21 protein-coding genes and 1 tRNA gene are annotated in these 19019 nt (G+C 45.7%); 19 read left to right on the forward strand and 3 right to left on the reverse strand.

What is annotated here, in order from left to right; all coding sequences use genetic code 11:
* Nucleotides 1-30: 30 nt before the first annotated feature.
* The 19 genes from JFQ59_RS05505 to JFQ59_RS05595 all read left to right on the forward strand — a co-directional run bounded on the left by JFQ59_RS05505 (nucleotide 31) and on the right by JFQ59_RS05595 (nucleotide 17360).
* Complete coding sequence (locus tag JFQ59_RS05505; RefSeq protein WP_230972326.1) at nucleotides 31-459, forward strand: DUF4832 domain-containing protein; 429 nt, start codon at nucleotides 31-33, stop codon at nucleotides 457-459.
* 39 nt (nucleotides 460-498) lie between these two features.
* On the forward strand, nucleotides 499-1002 hold the full coding sequence (locus JFQ59_RS05510) for a hypothetical protein (RefSeq protein ID WP_202319421.1): 504 nt from the start codon (nucleotides 499-501) through the stop codon (nucleotides 1000-1002).
* A gap of 34 nt (nucleotides 1003-1036) precedes the next feature.
* Nucleotides 1037-1504: an HTH domain-containing protein gene (locus JFQ59_RS05515; protein ID WP_202319422.1), complete on the forward strand. Its 468-nt coding sequence runs from the start codon at nucleotides 1037-1039 to the stop codon at nucleotides 1502-1504.
* 117 nt (nucleotides 1505-1621) lie between these two features.
* Nucleotides 1622-3574 carry a 3-hydroxyacyl-CoA dehydrogenase/enoyl-CoA hydratase family protein gene (locus JFQ59_RS05520; protein ID WP_202319423.1) on the forward strand — a complete coding sequence of 651 codons (1953 nt, stop codon included), beginning with the start codon at nucleotides 1622-1624 and terminating at the stop codon, nucleotides 3572-3574.
* Between the two features lie 200 nt (nucleotides 3575-3774).
* A complete protein-coding gene (locus JFQ59_RS05525; protein ID WP_202319424.1) occupies nucleotides 3775-4089 on the forward strand; it encodes a hypothetical protein in 315 nt (104 codons plus the stop codon).
* A 25-nt stretch (nucleotides 4090-4114) separates the two neighbouring features.
* Complete coding sequence (locus tag JFQ59_RS05530) at nucleotides 4115-4996, forward strand: poly(R)-hydroxyalkanoic acid synthase subunit PhaE (RefSeq protein WP_202319425.1); 882 nt, start codon at nucleotides 4115-4117, stop codon at nucleotides 4994-4996.
* A 9-nt stretch (nucleotides 4997-5005) separates the two neighbouring features.
* The gene (locus JFQ59_RS05535) at nucleotides 5006-5977 is read left to right on the forward strand and encodes an alpha/beta fold hydrolase (protein ID WP_202319426.1); all 972 of its coding nucleotides are present in this window, start codon (nucleotides 5006-5008) and stop codon (nucleotides 5975-5977) included.
* Nucleotides 5978-6073: 96 nt separating this feature from the next.
* Nucleotides 6074-6538, forward strand: a complete 465-nt coding sequence (locus tag JFQ59_RS05540; RefSeq protein ID WP_202319427.1) for a PUA domain-containing protein — start codon at nucleotides 6074-6076, stop codon at nucleotides 6536-6538.
* A gap of 30 nt (nucleotides 6539-6568) precedes the next feature.
* The gene (locus JFQ59_RS05545) at nucleotides 6569-6802 is read left to right on the forward strand and encodes an Lrp/AsnC ligand binding domain-containing protein (RefSeq protein WP_202319428.1); all 234 of its coding nucleotides are present in this window, start codon (nucleotides 6569-6571) and stop codon (nucleotides 6800-6802) included.
* Nucleotides 6802-7461, forward strand: coding sequence for a DUF5612 domain-containing protein (locus JFQ59_RS05550; protein WP_202319429.1), 660 nt, complete (start codon nucleotides 6802-6804; stop codon nucleotides 7459-7461). Before JFQ59_RS05545 ends, JFQ59_RS05550 begins: the two co-directional genes overlap by 1 nt.
* A gap of 35 nt (nucleotides 7462-7496) precedes the next feature.
* Nucleotides 7497-8465 carry a FecCD family ABC transporter permease gene (locus tag JFQ59_RS05555; RefSeq protein WP_330999849.1) on the forward strand — a complete coding sequence of 323 codons (969 nt, stop codon included), beginning with the start codon at nucleotides 7497-7499 and terminating at the stop codon, nucleotides 8463-8465.
* A complete protein-coding gene (locus JFQ59_RS05560) occupies nucleotides 8462-9682 on the forward strand; it encodes an ABC transporter ATP-binding protein (protein ID WP_202319430.1) in 1221 nt (406 codons plus the stop codon). The genes JFQ59_RS05555 and JFQ59_RS05560 overlap by 4 nt, the downstream gene beginning before the upstream one ends.
* The gene (locus tag JFQ59_RS05565) at nucleotides 9654-10220 is read left to right on the forward strand and encodes an adenosylcobinamide amidohydrolase (protein WP_202319431.1); all 567 of its coding nucleotides are present in this window, start codon (nucleotides 9654-9656) and stop codon (nucleotides 10218-10220) included. The genes JFQ59_RS05560 and JFQ59_RS05565 overlap by 29 nt, the downstream gene beginning before the upstream one ends.
* Nucleotides 10221-10293: 73 nt before the next feature.
* The gene (locus tag JFQ59_RS05570) at nucleotides 10294-12123 is read left to right on the forward strand and encodes an outer membrane protein assembly factor BamB family protein (protein ID WP_202319432.1); all 1830 of its coding nucleotides are present in this window, start codon (nucleotides 10294-10296) and stop codon (nucleotides 12121-12123) included.
* On the forward strand, nucleotides 12123-14567 hold the full coding sequence (locus tag JFQ59_RS05575; RefSeq protein ID WP_202319433.1) for a PKD domain-containing protein: 2445 nt from the start codon (nucleotides 12123-12125) through the stop codon (nucleotides 14565-14567). The genes JFQ59_RS05570 and JFQ59_RS05575 overlap by 1 nt, the downstream gene beginning before the upstream one ends.
* On the forward strand, nucleotides 14564-15496 hold the full coding sequence (locus tag JFQ59_RS05580) for an ABC transporter substrate-binding protein (protein ID WP_202319434.1): 933 nt from the start codon (nucleotides 14564-14566) through the stop codon (nucleotides 15494-15496). The genes JFQ59_RS05575 and JFQ59_RS05580 overlap by 4 nt, the downstream gene beginning before the upstream one ends.
* Before the next feature lie 51 nt (nucleotides 15497-15547).
* The gene (locus JFQ59_RS05585) at nucleotides 15548-16228 is read left to right on the forward strand and encodes an RNA ligase partner protein (protein ID WP_202319435.1); all 681 of its coding nucleotides are present in this window, start codon (nucleotides 15548-15550) and stop codon (nucleotides 16226-16228) included.
* 50 nt (nucleotides 16229-16278) lie between these two features.
* Nucleotides 16279-17229, forward strand: a complete 951-nt coding sequence (gene mch / locus JFQ59_RS05590) for a methenyltetrahydromethanopterin cyclohydrolase (protein ID WP_202319436.1) — start codon at nucleotides 16279-16281, stop codon at nucleotides 17227-17229.
* 59 nt (nucleotides 17230-17288) lie between these two features.
* A tRNA-Arg gene (locus JFQ59_RS05595) sits at nucleotides 17289-17360 on the forward strand.
* Nucleotides 17361-17446: 86 nt separating this feature from the next.
* Here the strand turns inward: JFQ59_RS05595 and JFQ59_RS05600 are convergent.
* From JFQ59_RS05600 to JFQ59_RS05610, 3 genes are all read right to left on the reverse strand, one after another.
* On the reverse strand, nucleotides 17447-17686 hold the full coding sequence (locus JFQ59_RS05600; RefSeq protein ID WP_330999853.1) for a transcriptional regulator: 240 nt from the start codon (nucleotides 17684-17686) through the stop codon (nucleotides 17447-17449).
* Nucleotides 17679-18263 carry a hypothetical protein gene (locus tag JFQ59_RS05605; RefSeq protein WP_202319438.1) on the reverse strand — a complete coding sequence of 195 codons (585 nt, stop codon included), beginning with the start codon at nucleotides 18261-18263 and terminating at the stop codon, nucleotides 17679-17681. Before JFQ59_RS05605 ends, JFQ59_RS05600 begins: the two co-directional genes overlap by 8 nt.
* Before the next feature lie 115 nt (nucleotides 18264-18378).
* Nucleotides 18379-19005, reverse strand: coding sequence for a YkgJ family cysteine cluster protein (locus JFQ59_RS05610; protein WP_202319439.1), 627 nt, complete (start codon nucleotides 19003-19005; stop codon nucleotides 18379-18381).
* Nucleotides 19006-19019: the final 14 nt, after the last annotated feature.

Genomic DNA, 19019 nt, shown 5'->3' on the forward strand with positions numbered 1-19019 from the left:
ATTTAAATACATACTTTGATAAGCAGAGTCATGGTTGTGAGAAAACACATGCCGGTTATACTGATGCTCATATTAGCACTTGCAGGTGTTTCAGCAACAATGGTGTACTTCTCCTCAAAAATAACAGTTGACATACTCCCGAATGACATGAAGGTGAGCCCATCTTCATTCAGCCTGGATATCGCCGCAGGAGGGCACTACGTTAAGAAAATAACCATTAAAAACTACGGAAAAGAGAGGAGGGTCTATTTTGAGGACACCGTTGAGGGTACGGATCCCACAAAGATCGACATTTCGTACCACAGAGAAGATGGCACCAGCATTTCCAGCAGCAACAGGCTGCTAATCCCTGCCGGAAACAGAGATAATCCATCAGAGATTACAATAAACGTGCATATCGATGTTGATGAAGATGCACCCTCCGGTTCATACTCGATCTTTATCTCCTCAAAGGGCTGACCCCAAAAAATTAAAAATACCTTTTGAGTAAGGGCAAGAATGGGAAAAATAGCACTTGTTTCCCTTGGAGGGGCGGGAACGGCTATAATGAGAGAAATAATCAGACTATCCGAAAAGGATTACGACATGTTCAATGTAAACAGCAGGAAGGTACTCGAAGGACCAAAATTTTACGGGTTTGAGGAGATCGAGGTTCTTGCTGATGAATTGAAGGATTACGAATGCGTGGTCATGACCGCCGGACTCGGATCCACCGGTGGGGATGCGCTCGTTAAGCTTCAATCCTGCCTAAAAGATGTTAGGAAAGTCTGTTTTGTTGTGTCCCCATTTTACTTCGAGATAGACAGGCTTATGAGATCAAGAAGTCAGATCAGCCAGATACTGACCGGAAGTTTTGAGGGGGCTGTGGTGGGGCTGAACTCCATACTATCCGGAGAACTGGAGGAAAACGCAGATACCAGAAAGGCTCTGGAAGAAGCAATAAAAAAGTTTGACAGGGAGATGGCATCAATGATCCTGGACATGATGATGGAACTTGAATGAAAAAGGTTATCTACTTGAATGCAATTTTTCACCGATGATTGACGAAAAAAATCTAAAAATTATGGAAGGTATTGCGAAAGGGTTGTCACTTGATGAGATCGCCGAATATGCCGGGGTATCAAAGAAGACAGCGTACAACAGGATTAAAGTTCTTGAAGACATGGGAGTAGTTAAAAAGGTTAAGAGGACATGGGAAATTGATTACAAAAAGGCCGACTGCGATACGATCGGGATTCTGCTCCTTGGGGTGCACAACGACTACGAAGGTTTGCAGAAGATAACATCGAGACTTCAGAAATTTGACTTTGTAGAGAAAATCTACAAACTTGTTGGATCAAACTACAACCTCCTAGTTGTGGTGAGGTACAAGAATCTCAAAGAACTTGTTTCGGAGGGCGAAAAGTTTTTCGAGTGGCTGCAGAAGAGCGGTATAAAAATAGACTCAATGGCCCAGTTCGTCGGTGAGACGATAAAAGACAGCCAGAGGACGATTCTGGTGTAAACTTTATTACAATTTTGTAGTAAGAAATTGAACTTTTTGAAACCATTTGAGAAATTTTAGCCGGATAAGTGGAATAAATCAAGAAAAATTTAAATATGATCATGATTAAAGCCATCTATGAAGGTTCTGGTTGTTGGAGCAGGTACGATGGGGCATGGAATCGCTGAAGTCTGTGCCCTTTCTGGATTTGAAGTGATTCTGTGTGATATCAATGAGGATGTTCTGAAGAACGCAATGAACAGGATAGTGTGGAGCGTTAGGAAGCTCGAGTCAAAAGGAAAGATAAAAAAGTCAGACGAAATAATAAAAAAGATAAAAACAACCACAGACCTGGCAAATGCTGCGAAGGAGGCTGATTTCGTAATTGAGGCTGTTGTGGAAAAAACAGAGGTAAAGCATGAGATATTCAAGATCCTCGATGAAAACTGCCGAGAGAATGTGATACTATCAACAAACACCTCAACAATCCCGATAACCGACATTGCAAGCGTAACAGGGAGAAAGGACAGGGTTGTTGGACTGCACTTTTTCAATCCTCCAACGCTTATAAAGCTTGTCGAGATCATTAAAGGTGAAGAAACGTGTGACGAGACGGTCAAAAAAACAATAGAGTTCGCAAGGTCTATCGGAATGGATTACGTACTGGTTGAAAAAGATGTTCCGGGATTTTTGATAAACAGAATAAACATAAGGGTGTTCGTTGAAGCCATAAGACTTCTTGAGGAAGGTTTCAAGCCAGAACAGATTGATGCCTCGGTTAAATACAGAGCGGGGCTTCCAATGGGTCTTTTTGAAGTTGTAGATTTCAGCGGTGTTGACACCGTTTACAACGTTCTTCAGGAGGTTAGAAAGAGAGGTTTTGAAGTTGTAGTTCCGGAAATGCTTGAGAATATGGTCAGAGAGGGCAGACTCGGAATGAAAACTGGAAAAGGATTTTATGAATATTCCGGGTTCTACGCCAGGGCAAAAATTTCAAAAGACCTTGCTTACACCATAAATCCGATACAGATTCTCGCACCCGGTATAAACGAGGCAGCATGGTTGATAAGAAACGGGATCGCAACCAGAGAGGATATAGACAAGGCTACGGTTAAGGGAATGGGGTACCCAAAAGGCATTCTTGACTTTGCTGACAGCTACGGACTGGACAGAGTTGTGGTAGTTCTTGAAACGAGGAAGGGGAAAACAGGACTAAAGGAATACATCCCGGACCCGCTGCTTACTGAAATGAAGGAAAAGAAAAAGCTCGGAAAGAAAACAGGAGAGGGTTTCTATAAGTGGAACTACGAACTGCTGGACTTCGGACCTGTCAGATACGAAAAAAGGCATAACTATGCGATGATCACCATGCGTCGACCTGAGAAACTTAATGCACTAAATGAGGAAATGTGGAAAGGGCTGACCGAAGCTTTCAGGAGGGCAAAAGAGGATAAGGACGTGAGAGCTGTTGTTATAACCGGAGAAGGAAGGGCATTTTGTGCTGGAGACGACATAGCTGTAATGGGATCGTGGAAAAGCTTCAGAGATGGGGTTGAGTTTTTCGACAACGTTGCCATGCCGTTAGTTGATGAGCTGGCAAATTACGACAAACCCATAATAGCTCTGGTAAATGGCAATGCTTTTGGAGGAGGAATGGAGCTGAATATGTTCTTCGACATAGTAATAGCGAGTGAAGACGCCAGTTTTTCAATCCCTGAAGGTCTTATCGGTGCCATCCCTCCACTCGCCTCATCTTTCGGCTACGCTCTCTTCGGAAGAAAAATAGCGAAGTATGCACTGACCGGAGACCCTATGGACCCCATGGAGGCCAGAGAACTTGGTCTTGTTGACGTCATTGTTCCCAAACAGTGTCTGGAAGACGCAGGAATAGAGTACGTAGACAAGGTGTGCAGAGTCGCACCTCTCGCAGCCAGGGCGATAAAGAAGTCCATGAACGCAGTCAGACAGCTTTACAGGAATCCACTTGAGATCGCAGGAAGGGAAATAGAGCTTTTGATACCAACTGAAGATTTCTCTGAAGGAATGAAAGCATTTGTACAGAAAAGGAGGCCTGAGTGGAAAGGAAAATAGTTCTTCTTTTTTTAAAAATAGGTTGGTCATTTTCCTTCCAAAATCAAACCTCGGCCAAGCTGCGACAGCATAGCCCCTCGAACATTTGTGTAAGCGTCTTAATGGTCTGTCAATTGTTGATGAGTACCATGTATACATTATGAACACTTGATAAAAAATTTTATATGCAGTTAGATGTCAAAATACAGTGGTGATGGAATATGGAGTACTCGGACATTGTTGAGACCATGAGGGGGCTATACAAAATGGGCTTTGCAAGTGGGAAAACAACCCTGGACCTGATGAAGGTCGGAATGGACAGCTACGTGAACATGTACGGCATACATCTCAGCCATTTTCTGCCTTCTGAGAGCTTTGAGAGTGTGAAAAAGACGATGGATATCTACCTTGACTCGCAGGCGAAAGTTTTGGATAACTTCAAGAAACTTCTGGAACAGATCGAAAAGCAGCAGGACGAGATATTCAACAGGCTGACTGAAATAAGCAAGACCCCGGAGAAGAAAAAATCCAGTTAATTTTTAATTTTTTGGAGGTCTGATCATGATTCAAGACCACGATTATTTCATGAACCCCTTGCCCAAAGAGTCCCTGGAGCTGATCAAGAGAAACATGAAAATAAGAGATGTTTTAAAAAAGATCTATGCAGATTACAGATCCAATCTGAAGCCCAATCCCAAAGATTTTGAGACAATTTTCAACGAGATATTCAGGTACTTCTTCCGACCGCTTGAAACTGCAATTTTGGGGACAATGCAGATGATACTTCTGCTGCCAACAAGGAAAAACATGAGGCTGTTTGAAATATACGGTGATACCCTCCATGCATACGAGGAGCTTTTAAAATCGATAAAAGACCATCTGGAACTGACAATGAAAGCTTACGAAGTGTTTTTTGCGGAACCAATCAAAAATGTGAAAGACTTCATGGTGGATAACGAGCTGGAACTGCACGAGTTTGAAATATACAGACTTGTTGCTGATTATCCATACACCATAACTAACAGGGCAATCATGCATATCTCAAAATCCTTCGATTCGTGGGAGAGATTCTCCGAAGCCTATTTTCTGTTCAAGGGCCTGATGAAGGAGACGTACATGAGAGCCGTGAGTGATTTCATTACTGCCATGAAAGATGGGGTGTTTGAAAATTATTCAGATTTTGCAAATGAATTCTACAGCATTGCTGCGTCACATTTCGACCTGCTGCTGAAATCTGATGAATACCTGGAGGTCCAGAGAGAGATGAACTCAAGTTTAATGGATCACATTTTCCACTTCAGAAGATTTGCCGAAGAAGTCTTGGAAAACAATCCCGCAAGTCCTTTTGCCACACTGAACCAGATCGACGAAGCTTACAGAAGGATATCCGATCTGAGAAGGAAGATTCTCGAACTTGAGAGAAGGCTTGAAACCGGACCCTGAGGTGAAAATTTGCTCCAGCTTCCCGAAATCAAACCGGGAACGTGCGAATATGAACTTGAAATAGAAGACTGGCTGTTCAAACTTGCCCATTTTAAATCAAAACCTCGATACAGGGTGCCGATCCTTATTTGCTACGCCTTCATAAACCGCCCCTACATTCTTGACCTCAACAGGGAGGTCAGTGTAATAAGCAGAATGCTCGACGCTGGTCTCGATGTATGGCTGATAGACTGGGGATATCCCTCAAGGGCAGACAGGTTTTTGGAGCTTTCTGACTATCTGGATTTCATCGAAACCTGTATCGAACACATTACCGGAAAAAAAGGGGTCGAGAGTATAACCCTTCATGGATACTGCCTCGGTTCGACGTTGGCCGTCATATACTCCTCCATATTCCCTGAAAAAATAAAAAATCTCGTCCTTCAGGCACCTGCAGTTGACTTCTACACCACAAACACCCTGGCCCAATGGGCCAGAACAATTGAACCCGAAAAGATAGCCAGAGCTCTGGGAAACGCCACAGGAGATTTGCTGAATCTGTCATTCTTACTTGTTGATCCAATAAGACTGGTGGTCGGAAAATACCAGTCTCTTTTAGACAATTCCGAGAACACCGATTTCTTGAGAACGTTTCTTTATATGGACTGCTGGATCTTCGATTCACCGGCAGTTCCCGGCAACGTCTACGTGGAATACATAACCCGATGGTACCACAGAAACGAGGTGATTGAGGGGTTGTTCGAATACAGAAACAGAAAGGTTGATATCAACAATCTGACCATGCCCACGTTGATCATCGCAGGGCAGAAGGATCACATAACACCCCCCGAATCGGCAAGCTCCTTTTTTGAAAGAATACCATCAAAGGACAAGAAACTGATTCTATCGGACAGGGGTCACATCGGACTGACGGTAAGCAAAAGCTCTCACAGAAAGATCTGGCCAGAAGTTATAAGATGGATTGTGGAAAGATCCCGCTAGCCTGCTGGATTGTAAAATTTTAACTCAAAATCCCGGAAATGTCGGTGGTGCACACTTTCAGAACAAACTCTTTAAAAACCACACCATAATTTCTGCATGCGACGAAGGAGGCTGAGGAAAAAGGAGGCCAGGAGAGTTGTTTCCGAGGTTAGAGAGACTGCAGGAGTTGAGGTCGCAGGCGACATGGATGAGATCGATTTCGGTAACATCAAGATAATCCTGGTGGATAATGAGCCCGTTCTGCTTGAATACGATGGAAAATACTATGTTTCTGTCTATGGAGCCATCAAACTCAAACCTGAGAGATACAGAGTGACCGTAGATGAGGGTGCGCTTAAATTCGTGATGAATGGTGCCGATGTTATGAAACCCGGAATTGTCTTCGCAGATGAAAGGATTAGCGAAGGGGACTTTGTCTACGTCACCGTTGAGGGAAAGGAGAGTCCAATTGCCGTGGGAGTTGCCCTGTGCGATGGAAAAGAAATGGTCGGTGGAAAGGGCAAGGCCGTGAAGAACATTCACCACCTGAAGGATAAAATCTGGAGATATTTCTTTGGGTAAAGTTAAAATTATCTGAAGTTACCTTTTTACATGGCTCTTGGATTCGTCCTAATAAAGGTCTCACCGGGAAAAGAAAGAAGAGTTTACGATACCATTGCCAGACTTGAGGAGGTTGAAGAACTCTATCCTTTGTTCGGGGAATACGACCTGATAGCCAAGATAGTCGTTAGAGATTTCGAGGAGCTGAGCGATGTTGTTGTGAACAAGATAAGATCAGCCGATGGTGTCATTGAAACGAAAACACTGACAGGGGCGAAATTCTGATGTTAAAAGGGCTGAGAATTATAGCCGATAACAGAATTGGGGTACTCAGGGATCTGACGGCAGTTATAGCAGAGGAAGGGGGAAATATCACCTTTGCCCAGACTTTCCTGATTAAACATGGAGAACATGCCGGAAAGGCCCTGATCTACTTCGAAATTGACGGTGGTAATTTTGGAAATATCGTCGAAAAGGTCAGGAAGTTTGATTACATAATAGAGGTTGAGGAAGAGGAACCGTTTGAAAGGGTATTCGGCAAGAGGATAATCATCCTCGGTGGTGGGGCTTTGGTTTCGCAGGTTGCCATTGGTGCGATAAGCGAGGCTGACAGACACAACTTACGGGGAGAGAGGATCAGTGTAGACACCATGCCTGTTGTGGGTGAAGAGGAAATAGCAGAGGCTGTAAAGGCCGTCTCCAGACTTCACAGGGCCGAAGTTCTCGTACTCGCCGGTGGAATAATGGGGGGCAAGATTACTGAGGAGGTAAAGAAGTTGAGAAAAAGTGGAATAAGGGTGATTTCGCTGAACATGTTTGGCAGTGTTCCCCATGTGAGTGATGTCGTCATCAGCGACCCTGTGATGGCCGGTACCATAGCAGTTATGCACATAAGCGAGAAGGCAAAGTTTGACATTGACAGGGTGAAGGGGAGGCGGATTTAAGTAAATTTTATCAAATGCCCACTTAACTTGACCGTGTGAGATTCACGACAACGATCCTTCTGCTCCTGGGCCTCAACTTTGCCGTCATACTGCTAGCCCTGAGTGTGGGCAGCGCCGGTTATGATTATCTTTTCAGAATTATTAGCGGCAGCGCTGACGATACCGCAGTAAAGATAGTCTTCGAATACAGATTGCCCAGACTGCTGCTCGCAATGGTTGCCGGAGCGGCACTGTCATCATCCGGATGCGCAATGCAGGCCCTTTTCAGGAACCCTCTGGCAGAACCGTACGTACTGGGTGTGGCAAGCGGTGCAAGCGTCGGAGCTGCACTGTCCGTGGCTCTCGGCATTGAGGGAATCTATTCGAGAATGGGGCTCGCATTTTCCATAGCTCTACTAACCGCATACATCGTTTACATGATCGGCTCAGCATCCAGATTCAGAGACCAGACTTACGCCATACTCCTTGCCGGAGTGGCCATGGCAAGCTTTTTCTCAGGAGTGACGTCGCTGCTCATTTACTTTTCCACTCAAAACATGCATAAGGTAATATTCTGGCTGATGGGTAGCTTCTCCAATCCATTCATGGAGGAAGTGCTGTTTGCCCTGCCAGTTACAATCGCCGGCGTCATATACCTGATCGTAACGTCCTGGAACCTGAATGCACTGCTACTGGGAGATGAACATGCCAGTGCAGTTGGAATTAACGTCGAGAGATACAGAAGGTCACTAATTGCGGTGGTTGCTCTGCTCACCTCAGCAACTGTAGCCGTGAGCGGAGTGATAGGTTTTGTGGGAATTATAATTCCACACACCATGAGGATTCTGGTCGGAGAGGAGCACCAGAAGCTACTTCCATCAACAGTACTTCTATCAACAGCATTCATGCCTGCAATAGACATAATAACAAGGATCTCAACAAACGGCGAGCTTCCTGTGGGAGCAATTACAGCAATGCTCGGAGGTCCTTTCTTCCTCTACCTGCTGTTAAGGGGATCAGTATGAAGCTTGTAGTTAAAGGAGTTTCGGTAAGGCTCGGAAGCAAGGAGGTGTTGAAAGACGTAACTTTTGAAGTAAAGGAGGGGGAGCTTGTAGCCTTACTGGGTCCGAACGGCAGTGGAAAGTCGACAATTCTCAGAACGATATTCGGTTTGCTCAAACCACTCAAGGGAGTTGTGATGTTTGATGGAAAATGGATTGAAAATATGGAAGAAACAGCCAAGAAACTGGGATATCTTCCCCAGGATACACCTATTACCAACTTAAGAGTTATGGAAGTTGTTCTGCTCGGAAGGACGCCGTACATGAAAGGTCTGAAGAAGCCGGGTGAGGATGACCGTCGTATAGCGTTAAAGGCTCTAAGAGATGTCGGGATGGAGAATATGGCAGACAGATCTTTCTCGGAACTTAGTGGAGGAGAGAGGCAGAAAGTCATGCTCGCAAGAGTTTTTGCCCAGGAACCACAGATAATGCTGCTCGACGAGCCAACAGCCCATCTCGATATTGCTGCACAGATTGAGATAATGGAGATTATCAGAAATAAGGTTGATAATGGAATGGCAGCGATAGTTGCAATTCACGACATTAATCTCGCATCCTCCTTTGCAACCCGTATTTTAATGGTTAAAGACGGCAAGATCGTTCATGCAGGTAAATCCGTGGATGTCATCACCGAAGAGAGTATAAAGTATGTTTTCGGAGCAGATGTGAGTGTAAAAAGATACGGTCGAGGAGTGTACATCGTACCGAAATTCAGGAGGCCAGAGGGGACGGGGAGAGTTCATGTCATATGCGGTGGAGGAAGCGGAATAAACATACTCCACATTTTGAGAGAGGAAGGATTCGCTGTGTCTGCCGGTGTGATCAATGTTCTTGACACAGACTGGGAGATTGCTTCAGAACTTGGGGAGGTTGTAGACGAGGCACCATTTTCCCAGATAAGCGATTTCTCCCATGACCGAAATCTTAAAATGATTGAAAAAAGCGATGTCGTAGTTCTCTCAAACCTGAGTGTCGGATGGGGAAATTTCAAGAACCTGCTGGCTGCACTGCATGCTGCAAACATGGGCAAGCTGGTTGTGGTCAACGAAACCCCATTTAGCGAGCGAAACTTCGCTGGACGTGAGGCAGAAAAAATCTACGAAAAGATTCTGAAAAAGGCAGTTATTGTTAGAAATGAAGGTGAGATGCTGAATGCCATACGAAAATTACTGGACCGATAGCAGAACGCTCATAGTATCGGGAGACTTTTTTGGAGTTAGTACGGGCTTGCTCGGCGGGTGGGGGAGGGTGAAACATGCGTTTAACCACACCGTTGGCGAAGAGTTTTACAGCTCCGACCCAGTTGAATACCTGCGGAAGACTGCAAAATCCTACAATCTCAGATCTTATTTTGGTCTGCTGACCTCCGTTCCGATGGATAAGCTAAGCATCACGGGTTACGACAGGGTCACCGTTTTCACAACTGCTGGAGTTAAAAATCCCAACGAAAGAATTGGGACGATCAACATAATAGCAGTTTTTGAGTGCAGACTGAGCAGAGCAGCGATGTTAAATGCGATAATAACGGCCACTGAAGCAAAAACAAAAGCACTTCTGGAATCTGGATGCAACTTTACCGGTACCAGCACAGATGCTGTTGTTATCCTTAGCACCCAGAGGGGAAAGTACTACAAATTTGCCGGTCCCGGCAGCGATGTGGGTGCTATGCTGTGGAAATGCGTGATCGACACCGTTAAGGAAAGCCTAGCAAAATGGTAGCAAATCAACAATTCTTTACAGAATATCAACTTTCTTGGAAAATTTTTTAAAGCTGATATCAACCATTTCTGACATGAGAAAAATAATATTGATATTAATGCTGTTTGTTCTGACGGTTTGTCTGGCTCAAGCCAGTACTTTTCACGGAGATGACCAGAGAACCGGAAACTTTACTGCCAGTGTCGAGGTGTTACCGTCCCTTAACTGGACAGCTGAGTTGACGGGTCTGGTGGACTCCTCACCCGTTTACTACAATGGCCACATTTACGTCACCAACTGGTACGGCTGGGGAACATGGCAGCCGGGATTGTACTCGCTCAACGCCACTACAGGGGCGGTGGAATGGAAAAATGATTCAATCACAGGTGCATCATCTGTTGCAGTTTTTGGGGACAAGCTCGTTGTTGGGAGCCTCTCAGGAACCCTGTACTACGTCAACATCACCAGTGGGAAAATAGTCAAATCCGTGAAGCTCGAATCCTCGCCATCATGGTGGGGTATAGCCTCCTCCCCACTGGTCTACAATGGATCGGTATACGTTACAACTTTCTCAAATGGAACTTTGTGGAAACTGGATGCAGACGGAAATGTCCTTTGGCATTACACCTCGGGCGGTGAGATCACACCTTACTCCTCTCCATCAGCATACAACGGGCTGATATTTTTTGCAGGTAATGAAAGCGGGAAGCACGTTCTGATTGCCATAAATGAGAGCGGCGATATTCAATGGAAGTTTCCGGTTGATGGCAAGATAACAAACAGCCCGTCAGTTGGAGATGGTAAGGTATTCATCGCAACAAAAAGCAAACTTTACGCCATAAATTTTGACGAAAGTGAAGCATGGAATGTTTCGTTCAATGGTACAATATCTACAGCGGCAATTGCATATGGTAACATATACATAGGATCTTCTGATGGCAAGCTATACTGCTTTGATTCAAACACTGGAAACAAAAAATGGGAATTTGACGCCGGAGGGAAGATTGATTCCTCTCCTGCAGTTGCAAACGGCGTTGTCTACTTCGCAACAAATACCCCACATGGTACTCTCTACGCAGTTAACGCATTCACCGGAGAACTGCTCTGGTACTACCGCCTGACTCCCCCTTCCGGAAGCTATTACAACATCATGTCTTCGCCTTTCATCGCCAACAACAGACTCTTCATAGGTGCTGACAGCGGATACGTTTACTGCTTCAAATCAGGTGTTGTGGAGGTAAACGTTACCCTGTACCCCGGCAAGTATACGGAGAGAGCGGGAACAGGCAGTTACGAGGTCAACAGCACATCAGCCCTTGCGGCACTGCACTACGCTAGTCTTGGAGGAATTTCAGATGGGGCGGAAATCGGATTTAACTATTCCATCAATGATAGTTCTTACACTCAGGACGGCTCTCTGAATGTTTCAGCAATAATGGGCTTGCAGAACGACGGACTCAAATGGAGGTACTGGGTCAACGATGTCTCTCCTGCAGTGTCCCCCAACAAATACGAACTTTCCAACGGCGACACGATATACTACATTTTTGGAACAGACACACCACCGAACGCTCAGATCATGCTGAAGATAAACGCAAAGGTTATGCCGGCTGGTGTAAACGCCATTACAGTTTCAAACGGTGCTAGGGGTGGAAACATAACCTCCTGGGTTAATGTAACCTCCACTACAAGCGGCTGGTTTGTAATTGTTGTTAGCGGTACAAACGATAACGGAGAGGCGATAGCAGGTATTTCAACAGTCAGACTGAATGCAAATGAGGAGACGCGGGTACCCGTGCTGATACACGTCCCCCAGCTTGCAGAAACCGGGACATACACACTTTATGCAGGAGTTTACAGATTCGAGGATTACCCGAACAACCCGCTGGTTATCAGCAGCCCGGTTAGCTCCGAGGTGAGCTGATGCGCTGGAGCCTGATCTTACTATTTCTGGTTTTTCTCCTGCCACATGCATCGGCCCTCACACTTACCGTTAGCGGTGGATGTCTCAACAATCAGGTCACAGTTACAACAGATGAGAAGGCCACGATAATATTCAGAATGAATGGAGGAACTCCAGTTTTTTCAGAATCATCCCCTGACAGTCCAGCGTACTACATTCCCAGAATCACCGGAAATCTCAACATCACCGCCATTTCGGACGGCGATAGTACCACCAAAATTCTGACGATCTCATCATGCCAGAGCAGTGGAGGTGGAGGGGGAAAAGCTGTCACAGTTCAGCAGAACGTCCTACCCTATGGAACGTTTGAAGTTCTCGGCAAGGAAGTTGAGTGGAGAACTGCATATGGAGCACTTAAGAAGGCATCCGAAATCATGGGATTTTCGGTAACTCCCGAACTTACAGACTGGGGGATTTTTGTAAAATGCATTAAAGATCTTTGCAGGGGTGACATTGGTGAGACTTCTGGATGGATGTACTGGGTTGACTATCCGGATAAACCCATGCCCGGCGTTGCGGCAACTGACTACAGGATCTATCCGGGAGATGAGATTGTATGGTACTTTTCCCGCAGCATGAGTGACAGTCCGGAGAGCTCGCCCTACAGAATTTACATCAGCATAGGAGATAATTACGACATCAGCGTGAGTATGGTGTGGCCCTCAAAGGTACCTCCAGTAGCCGATTTTACCTACTCCCCATCCAATCCAATTGCTGGTGAGGAGGTTATCTTCAACGCATCAAACTCCGTGGATGACGGGCAGATTACGGACTACATCTGGAATTTTGGAGACGGCAAAGGTGCCAGAGGTGTAACTGTAACGCACGTCTACACCAACCCCGGCAGTTACAAAGTTACGCTGACTGTTTACGACAACGATGGTCTTTCAGACACCATAACCAAGGAGATAAACGTCAGTCAGCCCGGCATATTCGTCAATACAACAAATCAGACCATAGTCATTCAGCCGGGTAAAGTGAAGATTGTGCTCTCAGACAATGTTACCGAAAACCTGTCCATTACCGGTCTCACTCTTGAATCGGAGAATGCTGCCAGGGTCACCATATCCAAAGCCCATGCACCTCCCGGAATTATATACGGTACATTTTACAGGTGTTTCGAGATAAAAGCAAATGAGTCGCTCAAAGCCAGGATCGATTTCAGAGTGCCGAAAGACGCTGCCGAAGGCAGGAATGTTGTACTCATGAAGTACAACGGAAGCTGGTTCGAACTTCCCACCAAGAAAACGGGCGAGGACAGTGATTACATCTACTACTCTGCTGAAACCCGATCATTCAGCGTGTTCGCCATAACCATCAAATGGAATGACTTTCCCCTGAACTCAAGCAATGTAAGCATTCAGAAAGCATTGAAGTGGCTCAGGTCAATTCAGAACAGCGATGGAGGGTTTGCCAATCCTGGAGAGAACAGCAGCGTTGCAAAAACAGCATGGGCCATCATGGCTATAGTTGCGGCCCATCAGGACCCACACAAGTGGACAAAAAACGGTAAAAGCCCAATTGACTTCATGAGGGAGAGACTGAAAAAGGAAGTGGACACCATGGGTACAGAGGACTACGCCAGAACGATACTGGCTCTTGTCTATGCAGGCGAGAATCCGAAAAACTTTGCTGGAATTGATCTTGTAGGCAAATTGAAGTCCAGCATCAAGGATAACGGACAGATAGGAGACTTCGTATACAAAACAATCTGGGGAATACTCGCACTCACATCAGTTGGTGAGAATGTTTCCAAATCCGCAGAATGGCTGAAAGCGCAGCAAAATCCGGACGGCGGATTTTCATGGAAGGTTGGTGGAAAGAGTGATTTTGACGACACGGCTGCTGCAATAGAGGCATTAATCGCTGCAGGAGAGCCAAAGGATTCAGAATGTATCATCAAAGCTCTGAAATATCTGAAAGAAGGGCAGAACGATGATGGTGGGATGAGATACTTCGGAAGCTCTGCCAGTAATGCGGCAAGTGATGCATGGACAATACAGGCGCTTGTTGCTGCCGGTGTCAATCCCGCAGAATGGAAGAAAAACAACATCAGCGTAGTTGATCACCTGCTGAAACTCCAAACAGAGGAGGGATACTTCAGATACACCGAGTATCAAACTTCAAACCCCGGCTACATGACGGTCAATGCCATTATGGCTCTGCTTGGAAAGCCACATCCCATAAGGATTAACGCCTCAATTGCCACGACTACAGCACCCACACCAACCGTGACCACCACAGCTCCAGAGACAACCCAAACTCCAACGGTAAAGACGACCACCCAGGCCGTTCAAACCGTGACAACTGAAACCAAACCCACTCCCGGATTCTCCGTAATATCTGCCATAATGGCGATAGCTGCAATTACAGCGTTTGGAGCGATTGGGGGTAGAAAAAGATGAAAAAATTTTTCATATTACTTTTAATTTCTGCCCTACTCCTTCTATGCGCTTCAAAGCCCGTTGACAATCATGAGCACAGATTCAACTTAACGGAGATATTAAATGCCACGCCCGTTGATGATACCGGGCATGTCATAAAAAAAGGACACCCCAAACGCATCGTTTCGCTCGCTCCAAGCAACACCGAGATTCTCTTTGCCATCGGAGCTGGAGACAGGGTTGTAGGGGTTACGGACTACTGCAATTACCCACCAGAGGTGATTGAGAGGAAAAAGAATGGTTCACTGGTAAGCATCGGAGGGTACTCGACCATAAACATTGAAAAGATAATATCTTTAAAGCCAGATCTTGTTGTTGCATCCTACGGTAACGGCCTCGAGAACATCGAAACGCTGAGGAGGTTTGGAATCAATGTCATAGCCTTTGATCCGAGGACGATCGAAGACGTAATGAAAGACATCGTTCTGATAGGAATCGCCACCGGAAACTACGAAAATGCCACAAAAGTTGTAAGAGAGATGGCATATAAAATTGAGAATGTGACAAAGTGGGTAAAGAACAAGCCAAAAGTCAGGGTTGCTCACATACTGTGGTACGACCCGATTTACGTCAGTGGAAAAAACACTTTCATCGACGAGGTCTTCACTCTGGCCAATGGGGAAAACGTGTTCAAATTCAGTGGCTGGAAGGTTGTAAGTGTTGAGGATCTGATTGCAGCCAATCCAGACGTCATAATAGTCAGCAGCGGTACGGGTATGAGTGGTGGGAAGGACGTGGTTTACCAGTGGGTCATCAGCGATGACAGGTTGAAGGATATTAAAGCTGTGAAAAACGGGAGGGTATATGTGGTCAATGCAGATATCATTGATCGCCCATCCTACAGGCTTGCAGATGCTGTTGAGATAATAGCGAAACTGATCCACAAGTAAATGCATCCAAGCGGGAAAGTTACTTATATTCACGGAATTATAATTTTTTAGATGCGCCAAAGATTTGTGCTGGACACAACTGCAATAACAGATGCGGGTCTCAGGATTAAGGAGGGCTATGAATCCCTATGTGAGTCCGCCAATGAGATACTGAATCTGATAGCTCTTGCGAGGCTTAAACTGGACATAAGCTGCTACATCCCATATCCTTCAGTGTACACCGAACTGACAAGTTTTCTCAAAAGATACGGATGTGATGAGGATGTTTTTGCAAAACTCGACACATGGCTGGTAAAGAAGACCCCAAACAGATTTGAGGTCAAGATTCCTGCTGCGATATTCTACGACTACATAATAACGGTGAGGCAGAAAATGAACAGGGGCAGAAGACTGGCGGAGGAATACATACTGGAGGCATCTGCCATTACGTCCAAGCTTGAGGACAAAAGCAACATCGAAGTCGAAATTGGAAGCTTAATATCAAAGTTCAGAGACAAGTACAGGGCTGTGATGAGGCAGGGAATTTTGGACAGTGCTCCAGACCTCGATGTACTTCTTCTGGCAAAAGAGCTTGAAGCAGGAGTCGTTAGCAGTGACGCAGGAATCAGAAAATGGAGCGAAAGACTGGGGCTCAGATTTGTAGAAGCTTCAAAGTTTCCAAGAATGCTGAAGGAATATCTGAAATTGATGAATATGGGAGAGTTGAGTGAGGGTGAGGGGAGGTTAGGTTAAAAGACAAAAAATAAAAACTCTTGAGAAATGGTAAGGGTAGAGGTGGTAAAATGTTGAGTGTAAACGAGATTGCCGCAGAAATTGTTGAGGACATGCTGGATTATGAAGAAGAGCTTAGAATAGAGTCCAAAAAGCTTGAAAATGGTGCTGTTGTAGTGGACTGTGGAGTCAACGTTCCGGGGAGTTACGATGCGGGAATAATGTACACACAGGTTTGCATGGGAGGTCTGGCAGATGTTGACATCGTCGTGGACACGATAAACGATGTTCCATTCGCATTCGTGACGGAATATACCGATCATCCGGCAATTGCCTGTCTTGGAAGCCAGAAAGCTGGCTGGCAGATAAAGGTTGAAAAATACTTCGCAATGGGTAGTGGCCCTGCGAGAGCACTCGCCTTGAAGCCGAAAAAGACCTATGAGAGAATAGAATATGAGGATGATGCCGACGTGGCAGTCATCGCTCTGGAAGCGAATCAACTTCCCGACGAGAAAGTTGTGGAGTTCATAGCCAAGGAATGTGATGTTGATACAGAAAATGTATACGTTCTTGTTGCACCAACGGCAAGCATTGTCGGCAGCGTTCAGATATCTGGCAGAATAGTGGAGACTGCAATTTTCAAGATGAACGAGATTGGCTATGATCCCAAGCTGATTGTTAGTGGAGCCGGCAGATGTCCGATTTCACCGATTCTCGAGAATGATCTTAAAGCTATGGGATCAACCAACGACAGCATGATGTACTATGGCAGTGTTTTCCTGACTGTCAAGAAGTACGACGAGATTCTGAAGAACGTGCCAAGCTGCACAAGCAGAGATTACGGAAAGCCCTTCTACGAGATATTCAAGGCCGCAAACTACGATTTCTACAAGATTGATCCGAATCTCTTTGCTCCTGCCCAGATCGCCGTCAACGATCTTTCAACGGGCAAAACCTACGTCCATGGAAAGCTCAATGCAGACGTGCTGTTCCAGTCCTACCAGATTGTACCGGAAGAGTAAACTTCTCTTTCTTTTTAATCAGAAGATTTATCTTTCCACCTGTCAGAGTGTCATTCGTTGCCCCCGTGGGGTAGCGGATATCCTGAGGGGCTGCGGACTCCTCGACCCGGGTTCAATTCCCGGCGGGGGCACTTCCGTGCATTTGCTTGAAGGCCAAGATCCCTAGAGCTATTGCAGATCCAGATTGTCAATAACAGACTTCAATTTCCTGACCTCTTCAACGTACTTCCGATAGCCCAAGCTCTGTTATGGCCACAACAGTTCTGACACCCCTTGACGTTATGGCCTTCTTTCTCTTTATGTATCCTCTTCTTTCAAGCCTTGAAAGATGCGTTGATAAACTCCCCCAATCTATCTTTGTGGCTTTAGCCAAATCCCCCTCTGTGATCTCTCTAAAAAGGAAGAGAACAGTCATAATCAGTATTCTTTTCGGATTTACAATGTCTTCATCAAATATAGATCACTCTCTCCGCTGTTATGAATTCATGAAGGAACGCTACGAGATAAACCGCCAGCATCATGCTGATCGCCAGAAGATTTGCCACAAGCGGTGTCACCGAACCTGCAGGAAGGTAGATAAAGATCATGGAGGTGAAAATCAGCGTAATGCCCGCATACAACATCGTCCTACTCCTCCGTGAAATTAATCCAGCCGCCAGCAATCCAGAACCGAGAGAGGGGTACCATACGACAGAATAGTAGAGCTGCGTGGTGTGAATGACGAGAGGTAGAATTGAATAGGATATCAGAAAGGGGGCTGTCAGGGCTACGATGATGGCAGCAGCATTTTTCTTCCTGACACCTCTGCCAGGCGAAATGTATTTCCAAAGGGCAGTGTAAGCAATAAATCCAATAAAACCGGCCATCAGCAGCGAGATAACTACAACCAACCCGGAGATACCGAGCAGAATTAAAGCGTTGAACAGCATCGTGGAGGAAGCAAATAGTACCCCGAAAATTACCCACGAAAGTGACTGCACAATCCTGACTCTGTATTCTTCCAGCTTTAAAGCCGTCTCACCCAGTTCTTTCATTTTTTCCACTTCTCCTCCTGTCATCACAAAATATATTGCATCTCCGATATATATACATGGCTAAACTTTTAATTCAAGAGTTGCAATAATCCCCATTTCTGCAGTGGAATGACTTTCAGTCGAGCAAAAGCGAAATGGAGAACCTGATACCTTCCATCAGCGCTTCTAGGTCATCTCGAATGCCAGTTCTGGCCCTGAAACTGTCAATATCAAAACATGACTCATAGATCTTTCTGATCTCATCTCGGCTTAGACTCCTGCATACCCTGTTTTTGGCGGTGATGAGCTGAAAGAAGATATCGTTCATACTGTTGTACTCCTCCGCCCCCTGATCCCTCACCCACTCGCCCACATGCCACTCCATGCTCTCTTCATGACCCTTGCAGAACTCCTCCCTCACGAGATAATACTGAATTTGATCACCTACTCTGACTCTAGCGAGAGGATAGAGCCTGCATGCAGTGGGTCGATGTGAGTAAATCGCGCAGCCCTTCTCGCTGACGAAGGGACACTTTCCACTCATCTTCAGAACAACCACAGGCAGACCTGTAGCCGGACCGATGTGCATTTCAGTGTACTTTTCAAGGAACCCGGTTGTAGTTACACCCAACCCTCTTGCCATCCTCAGCACGTCATAGGGGGTTAGTGCAATGTTCAGATTCTGACAGCATTCGTTGAAGCAACTGATTCCGGGATAACAGGAAAATCTGAACTTATCCACAGGCTCGAGTTCCTGGTTCATGAAAATAAAAGAAT

It is taken from the genome of Archaeoglobus neptunius (genome assembly GCF_016757965.1).
GTDB classification, from domain to species: domain Archaea; phylum Halobacteriota; class Archaeoglobi; order Archaeoglobales; family Archaeoglobaceae; genus Archaeoglobus; species Archaeoglobus neptunius.